Below are 13,944 nucleotides of genomic sequence, written 5' to 3'. Positions count from 1 at the left end.
CACCCTCAACCTCGAAACCCCAGCCAGCCGGCTGAACCAGCTGCTGCACGCAGCCTAATCCCCGGCGTTGCTCCCACCAGTTGACTTTGGGCGCTCAGAACCGCCCGAAGTGATAGCACATCGGGTGGTGGGGGGCGTTATTCGAGCCGGCGCTGCTTGGTTTCGGGGGCGAAGAACGCCATCCACAGCACGGAGATCAGAACCAGGCCGCCGGCCAGCGCGAACGACGTCGCGAGGCCCAGTTCCGGCCACAGGAAGGCCGCGAAGACCAGCGGGCCGAACCCGGCGCCGAGCCGGGAGAACGTCGAGGCCCAGCCGAAGCCGGAGCCGCGCAGCTCCGTGGGGTACAGCTCGGAGACATAGGCATAGAGCACCGGGATGGCCACCTGCACCACGAAGCCGAACACCAGGAGCCAGAACACCGCGGCCGTGGGGATGTCCACCACGATCGCCACAATCACCAGCGTCAGCGCTGACAGGGGGCCGGTGATCGCCAGTATCCACTTGCGGCCCACGCGCTCCACCAGCAGTGCGGCCACCACCACGCCGAGGAGCCCGACGGCGGCCATCGACGCCGTGGTCAGGAACGCCTTGTACTCCTCGAAGCCGGCGCCGATCAGGATCCGCGGCATCCACGTCAGCGACAGGTAGTAGACCAGCAGGATGCTGAAGAACAGGGCCCACGCCGCCGTCGTGATCTTCCAGTTGAACTGCCACAGTGCGCGCAATTGCGTCCACGCGCTTCCGGCCGAGAGGCGGGGCGCGTCCTGCGGTGCGGGCAGGCTGTAGACCCGGGCCTCGGCGCCGGTGGCCTCGACCAGGCCGTCGATCACCTTCGCGGCTTCCTCGCGGCGGCCCTTGCGGATCAGGAACAGCGGGGATTCCGGCACGCTGCGGCGGATCCAGAACACAAGCAGCGCCGGGAGGACCATGACCAGCATGGTCAGCCGCCAGTCCGCGAAGGCCGCGACCAGCCCGGCGGAGACGAAACCGCAAAGGGCCGCTCCGATTGGCCACCAGCCGTCCATCGCGGTGAGTACCCGGCCGCGCTGTTTGCGCGGGGTGAACTCGCCCACCAGCGCATAGTCCACCGGGATGCAGCCGCCCAGGCCAAACCCGGCCAGGAACCGGAACACGACAAACCACATGAAATCGGGGGAGAACGCGCCGAGCACGGTGAAGATCGAAAAGATCAGCAGCGTCGCGGTGAAGGCCTTCTTGCGGCCGATGGTGTCCGCGATGGTGCCCCAGACAAAGGCGCCCAGGGCCATGCCAATCAGGTTCGCCGTGCCGATCCAGGCGGCATCGCCCGGGCTCAGCGACCAGTGTTTGGACAGCAACGGAATGAGGATGCCGTTGAGGGTGACGTCCCAGGCATCGAACATGAAGCCCAGGCCGCCGATCAGGAAGATCCGGCCTTGGACCTTCCACCGCCACGGCAACTCCTGGACCACCTGTTCGCCGCTGGGCACAGTGGTGTACGTGTTCATCTTGGCCTCCTGTGAAAACTCTACGTGGCCCGGCCGCGGCCCGGGTGTGCTTCACACTCCGGCGCGCGGGAGGGCGCGGCGCCGGGACGCGATAAACTGGCCGCATCCCCACCACCCGCGGCCCCCGCCGCGATATAAGACGGAGACTTTTGTGAGCTTCACGCAGCTTGACCGTGTATCCATCGACCGAGTTCCCATCCGCCGGGCACTGATTTCGGTCTACGACAAGACCGGTCTGGAGGAGCTCGCTCAAGGCCTACACGCCGCCGGCGTCAAGATCGTCTCCACGGGCTCCACGGCCAAGAAGATCGCCGCCGCGGGCATCCCCGTGCAGGAAGTCGAGGAAGTCACCGGCTCCCCGGAAATGCTGGACGGCCGGGTCAAGACCCTGCACCCGCGCGTGCACGGCGGCATCCTCGCGGACCGCCGCGTCCCGGCCCACATGCAGACGCTGGCGGACATGGAGATCGAGCCCTTCGACCTCGTCGTCGTCAACCTCTACCCCTTCGTGGAGACCGTGAAGTCCGGTGCCGCGCCGGACGACGTCGTCGAACAGATCGACATCGGTGGCCCCGCGATGGTGCGCTCCGCCGCGAAGAACCACGCCGCCGTCGCCATCGTGGTGGACCCGTCGTCTTACGGTGCCGTGGTGGAGGCGGCCGCCTCGGGCGGATTTGACCTGAAGACCCGGCGCCGGCTCGCGGCCAAGGCGTTCGCGCATACCGCGGCCTACGACACCGCCGTGGCCACCTGGACCGCCAGCCAGTTCCGCGACGAGGACGGCGACGGCGTGATCGACTGGCCCGCCTACGCCGGCCTGGCCCTGGAACGCTCCGAGGTGCTCCGCTACGGCGAAAACCCGCACCAGCAGGCCGCGCTGTACGTGGACAAGGCCGCCCCGGCCGGGATCGCGCAGGCCGACCAGCTGCACGGCAAGGCCATGAGCTACAACAACTTTGTCGACGCCGACGCTGCCCTGCGCGCCGCCTTCGACTTCGCCGAGCCCGCCGTCGCCATCATCAAGCACGCCAACCCCTGCGGCGTGGCCGTGGGTTCAGCTTCCGCGCCGGACGCCATCGCCGACGCCCACGCCAAGGCCCACGCCTGCGATCCGGTGTCCGCGTTCGGTGGCGTCATCGCCGCGAACCGCACGGTCACCGCCGGCATGGCGCGCACCGTCGCCGGAATCTTCACGGAGGTCGTCATCGCGCCGGGCTTCGATGAGGAGGCCGTGGAGATCCTGTCCAAGAAGAAGAACATCCGCCTCCTGGCCCTCCCCGACGGATACGGCCGCTACCCGACCGAGTTCCGCCAGGTCTCCGGCGGCATGCTGGTCCAGGCGACGGACAAGGTCGACGCCGACGGCGACACCCCCGCGAACTGGACCCTTGCCGCGGGCGACGCCGCCGACGCCGCCACCCTGGCCGACCTCGCGTTCGCCTGGACCGCCTGCCGCGCAGCGAAGTCCAACGCAATCCTGCTCGCGGACAACGGCGCCGCCGTCGGCATCGGCATGGGCCAGGTCAACCGGCTCGATTCCTGCAAGCTTGCGGTCGAGCGCGCCAACACCCTCGGCGTCACCGTGGAGTCCGACGTCGACGCTGCCGGCGGCGCGGCCGGCGCCGACGCCAGCGAAGCACCCGAGCGTGCCCGCGGCGCGGTGGCAGCCTCGGACGCGTTCTTCCCGTTCGCCGACGGACTGCAGATCCTGATCGATGCCGGCGTCCGCGCCGTGGTCCAGCCCGGCGGCTCCGTCCGGGACGAGGAAGTCATCGCCGCGGCCAACGCCGCAGGCATCACCATGTACTTCACGGGAGCCCGCCACTTCTTCCACTAGGCTTCGGTCCGGTGCGCTGAGGTCTGGCTGGGCCCGCCGGGCACGATTAAGCCGCACAAAGAATGGACATGCCCTCCCTTATCCGGAGGACATGTCCATTTTTTGTGCCAAAGAGTGGGTTGGTGGCCGGACCACGGCACATGCCCATTCTTTCCGCGGGACATGCTCAATTTTCGCGGCAAGGCGTGGGCATATAGGGGATATGTCCAGGTCTCGGGGTGTGCGGAGGGCATGTCCCGTGAGCTCTGACCCTGGCGGCGCCAACCCGGGGGACATGCTCATTCTTGCTGGAAGGCCTAGAGGCAGCTGCTGCAGAGCCTTGGGACATGCTCAATTTTCGCGGCAAGGAGTGGGCATATAGGGGATATGTCCAGGCCTCGGGGTGTGCGGAGGGCCTGTCCCGTGAGCTCTGACCCGGGCAGGGCCGACCGGGGGACATGCTCATTCTTGCCGGGGCGTGGTCATTCATTGTGGAGCGAAAAGGACCAGGGCCGCGGGACAGCCTCAATTTTCGCGGCAAGGAGTGGGCATATGGGGATACGTCCAGGCCTAGGGGTGTGCGGAGGGCATGTCCCGTGAGCTCTGAGCCTGGCAGGGCCGACCGGGGGACATGCTCGTTCTTGCCAGGTACATGGTCATTCTTGCCGCGGGACATGCTCATTCATCGCGGAGCGCGGTGGACCAGCCGGGGGGACATGCTCATTATTCACGCCAAGGCCCGGACACAGGGGGTATATGTCCGGGCCTTGGCGAGTGGGGAGGGCATGTCCAGCGGTGATCCGCCGTCGCCCATTGATGCCAGCGCGGGGCCACCACGTCCTCCCCACTGCTGAAGAGGGGCCGCAATGACCCCACGCTGGGGTAACAAGGGTTGGGTAACGAGGCTGGGGAAACAAGGACTGGGGTAAACAAGGCTGGGGAAACAAGGACTGGGGTAAACAAGGCTGCGGTAAACAAGGTTGAACAAACATGGCTGGTTATCAAGGCCGGGGTGCCCGCGCTTGGGGTAACAAGCTGGGCATTTACGCACGCTGGGTAACAACGCCGGGTGCACGGGCCCCGCGTGAACGGGGCCCGTGCCCTCAGGCTAGGAGGCGGCCGCGGTGGTGTAGGCCTGCTGGATGACTGTGCCCCAGTACGGGCCGTACATCTTGGTGGAGTTGCTGCCGTAGCCGTAGCTGTTGATGGAGTTCTGGTAGCCGGTAGCGCTGGTGCCGATGAACCACGGACCTCCCGAGGAACCGCCGGTCATGTTGCAGGGGATCCCCTGGGTGTTGAACTGCGGGTTGTAGGGATCGTTGGTGGCGGTCCCGGAGCAGCTCTTGAGGGATTCGCCATTGAAGGGCGCCGCGGCGGGGTAGCCGAATGACTTGTAGCTCAGGCCGCGGGCGGCGTTGAACTGCAGCCCGGAGCCGCCGACGACGTCGCTCAGGTACTGGCCGTCGAGCGTGGACATGACGGCGAAGCCGGTGTCGTAGGTCATGTCGCCCGAGGAGCTCCACTGGGTGGGGGCGTAGAGGGCCTTGGCCGTCCACATGCCGTACGGGGCCGCGCCATTGAGGTACGCCGGGACGAACGTGAACTTGGTGGCGAAGGCGCCCGGGCCCTCATTCACGCAGTGTCCCGCCGTGGAGACCGTGCTCTTGTTGGCGGAGGAGACCGAGTTGCCGGAGCAGACGTAGTTGGTCCCGCCGAGGGTGAAGAAGACCTTGCCGATGTGCTTGACGGGGGTCTCGCTCGCATTGGCCTTGGTCTGCAGCGTCTGGGACTGCTGCTTCGGAGCGGCGGCCTCGACCGTGCTCGGGGCGGCACCCTCCAGCAGTGCCGTCGCGGGCTTCGCGGCTTTGCCATTGCGCTTCATGGCCTTGTCGGCCAGGACGTCGCCGGGAACGGCGTTGCGCATGCGTTCCGCGGTCCAGTAGCCGGCCGTGCCCGTTTCGGTGACGGTGTGGCTTGCAACATCGGAGGCGGAAACCGGCGCCTTGGCCGGTGCGGGGGAGGCGGTGGCCGCCCCCGCGGCACTCAGGGCCAGCAGTGCGGCGGCCGACAGTGTCAGCAGGCTGGTGGCCAGAGTCTTGGGTGTTCTCATGGTGTCCTAACCGGTGGAAATGCGGGGCGGCCGCTGGTTGGCGGCCGCTGGATGGAACGAAACTACGGCAATTTGACTAATCTGTAAAGCCGCTTGTCAATTCTTGTTATGGCGTGTGGGGGGGTCACGCATCCGCCCGCGCACGACGCCGGTAGGCACCAACGGGGGCACCTCGGGTAAGTTAGGGGTGTTGAGATAACACAAGATTCCGGAAATACCCAGACCTTCAGGGAGACGCCCGAGCAATGGCAAAGATTATCTATACCCACACCGACGAAGCGCCGATGCTGGCCACCTATTCGTTCTTGCCGATCATTGAGGCGTTCGCCTCGACGGCCGGTGTGGAAGTGGAGACCCGCGACATCTCGCTGGCCGGCCGCATCATCGCCGCGTTCGGCGACTACCTCACCCAAGAGCAGCGCCTCAGCGACGCCCTGGCCGAGCTTGGGGCCCTGGCCAAGACGCCCGAAGCCAACATCATCAAGCTGCCCAACATCAGCGCCTCCGTGCCCCAGCTGAAGGCCGCAGTCGCCGAGCTCCAGGGCCACGGCTACGCGCTGCCGGACTACCCGGACAACCCCTCCTCGGATGAGGAGACGGACATCCGGTCCCGCTACGACAAGATCAAGGGCTCCGCCGTGAACCCGGTCCTGCGCGAAGGCAACTCGGACCGCCGTGCCCCGCTCTCGGTCAAGAACTACGCCCGCCAGAACCCGCACAGCATGGGCGCGTGGACTCCGGAGTCCAAGACCAACGTGGCCCACATGGAGGCCGATGACTTCCGCTCCAACGAGAAGTCTGTGGTGATCGATGCGGACACCAACATCAAGATCCAGCTCGTCAAGGAAGACGGCACGGTCAAGGTCCTCAAGCGTGCCTTCCCGGTCCTGGCCGGCGAGGTCATCGACGGCACCGTGATGCGCGCGGCGGCCCTGGATGCGTTCCTCGCCGCCCAGGTGGTCCGGGCCAAGGAGGAGGGCGTGCTGTTCTCCGCCCACCTGAAGGCCACCATGATGAAGGTTTCGGACCCCATCATCTTCGGCCACGTCGTCAAGGCCTACTTCGCTGACCTCTTCGCCACCTACGGCGAGCAGATCGCCGCCGCCGGGCTGAGCCCCAACAACGGCCTGGCCTCCATCCTCAACGGCCTCGAGGGCCTCCCGGAGGAGATCCGCGGCGACGTCCAGGCAGCAATCGAAAAGGGCCTCAACGATGGCCCCGAACTCGCCATGGTCGACTCCGACAAGGGCATCACCAACCTGCATGTGCCCTCCGACGTGATCGTCGACGCCTCAATGCCGGCCATGATCCGCAGCTCCGGCCACATGTGGGGCCGCGACGGCCAGGAAGCCGACACCCTCGCCGTCCTCCCGGACAGCAGCTACGCCGGCATCTACCAGGTCGTCGTCGACGACTGCCGCGCCCACGGTGCCTTCGATCCCACCACTATGGGCACTGTCCCGAACGTCGGCCTCATGGCCCAGGCCGCCGAGGAATACGGCAGCCACGACAAGACGTTCGAGATCCAGTCAGCCGGCACGGTCCAGATCGTCGACGACGCCGGCACCGTGCTGATCGAGCACCAGGTCGCCCCGGGCGACATTTGGCGCGCCTGCCAGACCAAGGACGTGCCGATCCGTGACTGGGTCAAGCTGGCCGTTACCCGTGCCCGCGCCTCCGCCACACCCGCCGTCTTCTGGCTGGACAAGGGCCGTGCGCACGACGCCCGGATGATTGCCAAGGTGGAGGAATACCTCAAGGACCACGACACCGAGGGCCTGGAAATCGCCATCATGTCCCCGGACGAGGCCACCGCCTTCACGGTGGAACGCCTCCGCAAGGGCGAGGACACCATCTCGGTGACCGGCAACGTGCTCCGTGACTACCTCACGGACCTCTTCCCGATCCTGGAACTGGGCACCAGCGCCAAGATGCTCTCCGTGGTGCCGCTGATCAACGGCGGCGGCCTGTTCGAGACCGGCGCCGGTGGCTCCGCCCCGAAGCACGTCCAGCAGCTGCTCAAGGAAAACCACCTGCGCTGGGACAGCCTGGGAGAATTCCTCGCGCTGGCAGTCAGCTTCGAGCACCTCGCCACCAGCACCGGCAACGCCCGCGCCCAGGTCCTGGCCGACACCCTGGACCGCGCCACCGGCACGTTCCTGCTGGAGGACAAGTCCCCGAAGCGCAAGGCCGGCGAGCTCGACAACCGCGGCAGCCACTTCTACCTGGCCAAGTTCTGGGCCCAGGAACTGGCCCGCCAGAACGACGACGCCGAGCTCGCCGCGGCTTTCGCCGCCGTTTCCGACGCGCTGAACTCGAACGAAGACACCATCACCGGCGAACTCCTGGCCGTGCAGGGCTCCCCGGTGGACATCGGTGGATACTACCGTCCGGACGCGGCCAAGGCCTCAGCGGTCATGCGCCCCTCGGCGAAGTTCAGCGAAGTGCTAGCGACGCTGACCAAGTAGTCCCCGCCGCAGCGCAGGCAACATTCCGGCATCGCCCGGTTGGTCGCCACGTAAAACGCCCCGTCTCCCGAAAGGGAGGCGGGGCGTTTTGCTGCCAGTCCGCAAAGTGCAAACTAGACAGATCAGTGCAAACCAGGCAGATCAGCGCAGACCAGCCAGATCAGCGTGATCGTCCGGTCAGCGCTGCTGGTCTTGGCCGAAGGGCGGCTCGGGGGCAAGGTCTGGATCGGCGTCCACGCGCTGGAAGGCAGGTTCCGTGCCGTAGTCCACTTCTTCCTGGAGCGGCACGGCGGTAGTGGCACCCGGCGCGACGGGGTCCACGCGTCCGCGCCATCCGCCCGTCTCGGCGCCGCGCACTTCAATAAACTGCTTGAATTTCTTCAGGTCGGCAGCAACCTGACGGGAATCAAGGCCTATGGCCGCGCCGATCTTTTCCGCAGCCGAGTCCGGCTCCCAGGTCAGCTCGACGTTCACTTTCGTTTCGGCGTCGCCGAGGGCCTCGAACCACACGGTGCCAGCGTTCCGTGGTTCATCAATGCTTTCCCACGACACACGCTGGTCCGGTTCCTGCGTGGTGATCCGCGCGTCGTACTCCCGCCGGACGCCACCGATGCTGGTCTTGAAATGGACAGTGGTGTCGTCCAGCTGACTAACGGATTCCACGCCGCTCATGAAGTGCGGAAATTCCTCGAATTGCGTCCACTGGTTGTAGGCCTGGCTCAGCGGAACATTGACTTCGATGGATTCCTGAACAGTTGCCATGCAGGCGTCACTCCTTCGATTGGCGGACGGCAGTCCGCGATTCTTGTCGTTGACCGGCATAAAGCCGTTCCACCACGCTAGCGGGCTTCCGCCGAAATAGTAAGCAGGCTGAGGATTGCGACGGCGGAGGCGTCACGGCCGGTCCGCGGCCATGCCGACGCGTGTCGCGGCCCCGAGGGTCCTGGAGTCCGGTGCGGCAGCAGGCTACACGGCGCCTCAGCCCTTGCCCTTCCCCTTGTCCTTCGATTTGCCCTTCGCGCTCCCGGTGCCGTTGGCGGCTGGAGCCGGGGCCGGAGCCGGGGCGACGGCGGCCGGGGCAGCCTGGGCCGCCGCCGCCGCCGCTTGCGCGGCCGCCTGAGCCGCGGCAGCTTGTTTAGCCGAAGCTGTTTCCGCCGCCTTTCGGGCTGCCTCGGCCGCCGCCTGCTGCGCGACCAGGTCTGCCCGGACGGCGTCAATCGACGACTTGATGCTCTGGTGCCGTCTGAACGACACTTCGCCGCTTGCGGCGGCGGCATCCAAACGGGTCAGCAGTTCGTCAAGGTGCTTCAGGGCGCCGGCGCGGTCATTGGCGGCTGCAGCCTGGCTGACGGCCAGGACCTGGGTTTGCAGTTGGCTGGCCGCGCCGTGGCCCAGCTCGGGGGCAGGACCGCAGCCGGCCAGCGCCCCGGCCGTCAGCAGTCCTGCGAGGAGAGCTGCGGGCATCCGGTGCCTGGAACGGCTGCGGTCCTGCCTGGCTGTTCGCGAATGGTTCACGGTTCCACGCCCTTCTGCAGATCCTTCAGATGATCGCCGAGCGGCCCCGTGACGGTGGGGTAGGGGACGACGTCGGGTGCGGCAGGGGCGGACAGGGTGAGCGCAAGCGTTGCCCCGACAGCAAGAACTGCCACCACGCCAAGCAGCAGGGCCACGCGAGTGCGGAGCCGGGCCCGGAGGAACCATGCGGCTCCGCGGTTAAGCGAGGGACGGTGGCGCGGCCGGGGCGGCAAAGCATCTGGGTCCAGCCAGTTCAGGGGGCGCGTCCCCGCTGCCGCTGCCGCATGCGCGGCTTCGGGCCGGGGCCGGCGTGGCCGCCTTGCCGGCGGGGCTGGGAGCATCCGGGTGGTTTCCGCACTGACGGGCCCCGGCAGGGACCCTGGGGAAACGAGCGCCATCCGGAAGGCTGCCTCAAGTTCGGCTGCTGAGGGGCGGTCCAACGGATCGAGGACTGTCATGGCCTGGATAAGGCGGGCCCATTCCCCGGGCACGGCGTCCGGAATGACGGGCGCTCGGTGCAGGCGGGCCACGGCGGATTCGACGGCACCGCCCGGGTACTCCACTTCGCCCTTGAGGCATTCGAGCAGGACCAGGCCCAGAGAGTAGATGTCACTCGCCGGTCCGAGGTCGGCGCCGCGGGCCTGTTCCGGACTGAGGTAGGCGGCGGTTCCCACCATGGTTCCCGTGGCTGTAAGCCGGGTCCCGTCGATGATTCGGGCGATGCCGAAGTCTGTGAGCTTGGGCCGAACCGGCTCGCCCGGCCGGACCGGCACCAGGAGGATGTTGGCGGGTTTGATGTCCCGGTGGACGATGCCGAGGCCGTGGACGTAGGCGAGGGCGTCGGCGATCCCGGCGCCGACCACGGCCAACTCGTCCAGCGGCAGGGGGCTGTGGCGGATCCGGGTCCGCAGATCCTGCCCGTCCACGAGCTCCATGGTCAGGAAGGGCCGGGGCTCTGCGGGAACCCGGGTGTCTGTCCCGGCGTCGAACAGCGTCACCAGGCTTGGATGGTTCAGGGTCGCCAGCAGTTGGATCTCTGCTTCCTGCCGGCGAAGCTCGTCAGGATCGGCCGACTGAGGTGCGAAGAGTTTCAGGGCAACGTCCCGGCCAAGGTTCAGGTCCTTGGCAGTGTAGACCGATGCCATGCCACCCCGGCCAATCACGTCCCCCAGCTGATAGCGGCCGCCCAAGGGCTCGGCCGTGACGCTGTTGGGCGAACTGTCCACGATGTCCCATACCTTCCGTGTGCGCACCGGCGGCGCTCCTAAAGAATGATAAGGGTAATTAGTATCCGCTTATGTTCAGTGCAGCAGATCTGTTCGGTGCGGCCGGTCTGTTCAGTGCGGCAGACCGTTCAGTGTGGCAGACGCGCCGGGCCCGGCAATGAAACGCATTGCCGGGCCGGCCGCTCACGCGCAGGCGCCCTTCCGCCGGAGCCAGAGCATGCCGTTGGGTCCCCCAGCGGACCCAACGACCTCGCTCCGGCGGTCACGCGAATCGACGGGAGCAGTGGCTTGCGTTACGGCGGGCGGGGCTTGCAGCCGGGGCGCGGCTGGGGACCGGAGCGCTCAGGGTACGCGGGTACCCGTCGTCCCCGGGCCCGTCCTACTCGTGCCCGCACTGAGGTGGACAGGGAGGGCGGGGGCGGTGGTTGGCCCGACGGGGAGGCCGTGGACGGTGGCGGCGCTGACCGGGTCAGGCCGGCGGGAAATGGGGTACCGGAAACCGGGGGGTGGACGGTCGTGTCCATGGGGGATTCTCCTGGGTGACTGTTAGCGGGCGGCCAAGGCAGCCCGACGGGCCGTGCTCTGTGGAGGCAGAGACGGCCCGACTAGTCAGGAGAAGAACCGGGATCAGCGCAAACGGCTGCGTACTCGTGCTGGAGCGGACCGCCGATGGGGTCGGCCCCGATGGTGGGCAGGTAAAAGAACAGGCTGGGCATCCACGCAGCCGTTCCGGCAGGCCCGTTGGGGGAGTTCCCGCTGCCGGACCCCGAGCCCGGAGCAGGCGGGAGTGCTTCCGGCACTGGCAGGCTCGTGCCGCCATGCCACGGGCTCGGGCCCGGGTTGCCGGAGGGAACCGGCTGTGTGCCAGTCCCTGCAGGGGGTTCAGCCGGAGGGGCTGCGCCAAGCCGGACAGGTGCTGCCGCCCGGGGTTCAGGCATCAGCCAGGAGGCATAGGCGACCGGAGCAATCTGGGGCTGGTATGCCTCGAGGGGACGGGCCGCATCGGGACCGGAGGAAGCGGGCGGCGGCTGCTGCGGTGCGGTGGCCTTGGCGGTGCCTGCCTTGGCGTTGCCTGCTTTTCCCGTACCCGAGGCGGGAGTGCCATCCGTCGTCGAGGCGCCGTCGACGGCTGCCGGCGTACCCACTGGGACGCCGCCCGGAACGACCTCGCCCGGAACGACGCCCCCTGGCGGTACGGCCGCGGGGCCACCGGGCCGCGGGCCGGCCGGATCAGGAACCGGAAGCGCGGGGTCTATAACGGGCGGAACAACGCCGGGATCCGGTGCCGCGGGGTCCACGACCGGTGGGACAACGACCGGCGGGGCAACCACCGGTGGGACAACGACCGGTGGGTCCACGACCGGTGGGACAACAACAGGGTCCACGCCGGGGACGCCGGGGTCCACTACGGGTGGGGTTACTGCAGGAACGGGGAGTGTCGGGTCGACTGCCGCCGGAACCGGGTCGGGTGCCGCTGGCCCCGGGGCGGGCGGTAGCGAGCCCGGAACCGGAGCCGCGGAGCCCGGGTCCGCCTGCGCGGGCTCGTGAGCGTCGGCGGGAGTCACGTCCGAGACATCCGGTCTCGGGCCCGGAACGGCACCAGCGGACCACGTGCCCGCCGGGGCCGGAGCGATGTCCACGGAGGACAGGCCGTCGAGGGAGGGAACAGGGAGGTCGTCGGCGTTCCTGCACTCGGCGGCCGCTGCTCTGTCGCCGGCGTCGTCGGCCGTCCCGGCTAACGTGCACGTGTCATCAGCCTGTGCGGCCGTGCCGGAGAAGGTCAGCCACGCGGCACCGGCGACGGCGGCAAAGAGCACGCGGCGCAAGGGACGCATCGGGGGCACGCGGCGCAGGGTGCGGCCCGCGCGGGAGGACGCTGCTGCTGGATCCATGCGCGCACCCCCGCTCCCCGAAGACTGGACGATTGCCTACAGGGTAAGTCGGCCCCAACGGGAGAGTCCAGAGCGGAACCGAAACTGTAGGCATACCGAGACCCGCGGAATGCGCCGGGGCCGGTGCCAGCGGGACGTGGTCAGTGGACGTCGTTCGGGTAGGTCACCCCGAGTTGCGCGCGCACACCGTCGAAAAGCCGCATGGTGTTCAAGGAGTCCTCCAGCGGCATGACCGGACTCTCGGTGAGTCCATGCTGGATGCACCGCGTGACCTCGCGCAGTTCGTAGGTGTAGCCCCGCCCGACCACCGCGAACTGCTCGGTTCGGGGATCGTCGAAGCCGATCCTGACCTGCAGTTCCTTGGGGTTGTTGATGGAGCCGGACGTCTGGAGGAAGCCTTTGCTGCCGGCGACGGTGGCTGTGCGGGGCCCATGCGCCAGCAACGAGGACGTCAGCTGGGCCTGCGCGCCGTGGTGGTAGCCAAGCGTCAAGGCATTCTGCGCGTCCACGCCTTCATCATTGAGCCAGCCTGTGGCGCTGACAGTTTGCGGGAACCCCAGGGTGCCGAGTGCCCAGAGCAGCGGGTAGACCGTAAGATCCAGCAGGGCGCCGCCGCCATCCTTGGGCGCCCAGAGCCGGGAGGCGGGCGAGTACGGTGCAGGGAAGCCGAGATCCGCGCCTACCCACTTGACCGCGCCGATCTCGCCCGAGGCAGCGATCTCGAACGCCCGCTGCATGCTGGGCAGGAACCGGCTCCACACCGCCTCCATCAGGAACAGGCCGTTTGCCCGGGCCGCTGCAATCAGCTCGGCGGCTTCCCGGGCGTTGACGGTGAGGGCCTTCTCGCACAGCACATGCTTGCCGGAGTTGAGGGCCGCAAGGGCGATCTCGTGGTGGTGGGCGTGTGGCGTGGCGACGTAGACGACGTCGACGCCGTCGTCGGCGAGCAGACGGGCATAACCGCTCACGCCGTCCCGGTCACCGTAGGCGCGCACAAAGCCGTAGTCGGCCGCGAACGCGTCGGCCGCCGCCTGGGTGCGGGAGCTGACTGCGTAGAGTTCCGCATCCGCCAGAAGTTCCAGGTCGCGGGTGACTGCGGCGGCGATCCCGCCGGTGGCGATGATGCCCCAGCGCAGCCTGGCGCCGGTGGCTGTGCGGGGATCCTGGTCCGGCTGGCTGAACAGCCACGGTTTCGCGATGAGGTCAGACATGGTGCCATCTTCTCACCCGGGGGCGGACGGGCCGCGGTGTTGTCGGCCCTGGCACGTCGGCGGTTCGACGCCGGCGGTTCAACGCCGGAGGTTCAACGAAGGAGTTTGGGGCCAGGTGGTTGGACGCCGGGGTCACGCCGGAGGTTCAACGCACGCCGGAGTTTCAACGAAGGAGTTTGGGGTCAGGCGGTTTGACGCCGGAGCTGCGGGCGGACC

9 protein-coding genes are annotated in these 13,944 nt (G+C 68.0%); 2 read left to right on the top strand and 7 right to left on the bottom strand.

Features of this window, described 5'->3' with window-relative positions; genetic code table 11:
* Positions 1-137: 137 nt before the first annotated feature.
* Entirely contained in the window at positions 138-1,490 is a 1,353-nt protein-coding gene (locus M2428_RS22045; RefSeq protein WP_277528109.1) for an MFS transporter, read from the bottom strand.
* A 151-nt stretch (positions 1,491-1,641) separates the two neighbouring features.
* Between M2428_RS22045 and purH the strand changes: the two genes are divergently transcribed.
* Positions 1,642-3,327 (top strand): bifunctional phosphoribosylaminoimidazolecarboxamide formyltransferase/IMP cyclohydrolase, encoded by a 1,686-nt coding sequence (gene purH, locus M2428_RS22040; protein ID WP_277528108.1) that lies wholly within the window; start codon positions 1,642-1,644, stop codon positions 3,325-3,327.
* A gap of 1,087 nt (positions 3,328-4,414) precedes the next feature.
* Here the strand turns inward: purH and M2428_RS22035 are convergent.
* The gene (locus tag M2428_RS22035) at positions 4,415-5,416 is read right to left on the bottom strand and encodes a hypothetical protein (protein WP_277528107.1); all 1,002 of its coding nucleotides are present in this window, start codon (positions 5,414-5,416) and stop codon (positions 4,415-4,417) included.
* 245 nt (positions 5,417-5,661) lie between these two features.
* Between M2428_RS22035 and M2428_RS22030 the strand changes: the two genes are divergently transcribed.
* Entirely contained in the window at positions 5,662-7,884 is a 2,223-nt protein-coding gene (locus M2428_RS22030; RefSeq protein WP_277528106.1) for an NADP-dependent isocitrate dehydrogenase, read from the top strand.
* A gap of 177 nt (positions 7,885-8,061) precedes the next feature.
* On the opposite strand, the gene M2428_RS22025 is transcribed toward M2428_RS22030, so the two are convergent.
* The 5 genes from M2428_RS22025 to M2428_RS22005 all read right to left on the bottom strand — a co-directional run bounded on the left by M2428_RS22025 (position 8,062) and on the right by M2428_RS22005 (position 13,728).
* Positions 8,062-8,646 carry an SRPBCC family protein gene (locus M2428_RS22025; RefSeq protein WP_277528105.1) on the bottom strand — a complete coding sequence of 195 codons (585 nt, stop codon included), beginning with the start codon at positions 8,644-8,646 and terminating at the stop codon, positions 8,062-8,064.
* A 216-nt stretch (positions 8,647-8,862) separates the two neighbouring features.
* Positions 8,863-9,348 carry a mucin-associated surface protein gene (locus M2428_RS22020; RefSeq protein WP_277528104.1) on the bottom strand — a complete coding sequence of 162 codons (486 nt, stop codon included), beginning with the start codon at positions 9,346-9,348 and terminating at the stop codon, positions 8,863-8,865.
* 47 nt (positions 9,349-9,395) lie between these two features.
* Complete coding sequence (locus tag M2428_RS22015; RefSeq protein WP_277528111.1) at positions 9,396-10,628, bottom strand: serine/threonine-protein kinase; 1,233 nt, start codon at positions 10,626-10,628, stop codon at positions 9,396-9,398.
* Positions 10,629-11,230: 602 nt separating this feature from the next.
* On the bottom strand, positions 11,231-12,517 hold the full coding sequence (locus M2428_RS22010) for a hypothetical protein (RefSeq protein ID WP_277528103.1): 1,287 nt from the start codon (positions 12,515-12,517) through the stop codon (positions 11,231-11,233).
* A gap of 140 nt (positions 12,518-12,657) precedes the next feature.
* The gene (locus M2428_RS22005) at positions 12,658-13,728 is read right to left on the bottom strand and encodes a Gfo/Idh/MocA family oxidoreductase (RefSeq protein WP_277528102.1); all 1,071 of its coding nucleotides are present in this window, start codon (positions 13,726-13,728) and stop codon (positions 12,658-12,660) included.
* Positions 13,729-13,944 lie beyond the last annotated feature (216 nt).

The organism is Arthrobacter sp. ES3-54 (genome assembly GCF_029504395.1).
GTDB lineage: Bacteria > Actinomycetota > Actinomycetes > Actinomycetales > Micrococcaceae > Arthrobacter.
Note: the sequence above shows the minus strand (reverse complement) of the source record. Positions and strands in the feature narration are given on the sequence as shown.

Excerpts from the sequence above, each read along its gene's own strand:
- M2428_RS22045 (WP_277528109.1), bottom strand. The coding sequence starts at position 1,490 with ATGAACACGTACACCACTGTGCCCAGCGGCGAACAGGTGGTCCAGGAG.
- M2428_RS22035 (WP_277528107.1), bottom strand. The coding sequence starts at position 5,416 with ATGAGAACACCCAAGACTCTGGCCACCAGCCTGCTGACACTGTCGGCC.
- M2428_RS22030 (WP_277528106.1), top strand. The coding sequence starts at position 5,662 with ATGGCAAAGATTATCTATACCCACACCGACGAAGCGCCGATGCTGGCC.
- M2428_RS22025 (WP_277528105.1), bottom strand. The coding sequence starts at position 8,646 with ATGGCAACTGTTCAGGAATCCATCGAAGTCAATGTTCCGCTGAGCCAG.
- M2428_RS22020 (WP_277528104.1), bottom strand. The coding sequence starts at position 9,348 with ATGCCCGCAGCTCTCCTCGCAGGACTGCTGACGGCCGGGGCGCTGGCC.
- M2428_RS22010 (WP_277528103.1), bottom strand. The coding sequence starts at position 12,517 with ATGGATCCAGCAGCAGCGTCCTCCCGCGCGGGCCGCACCCTGCGCCGC.
- M2428_RS22005 (WP_277528102.1), bottom strand. The coding sequence starts at position 13,728 with ATGTCTGACCTCATCGCGAAACCGTGGCTGTTCAGCCAGCCGGACCAG.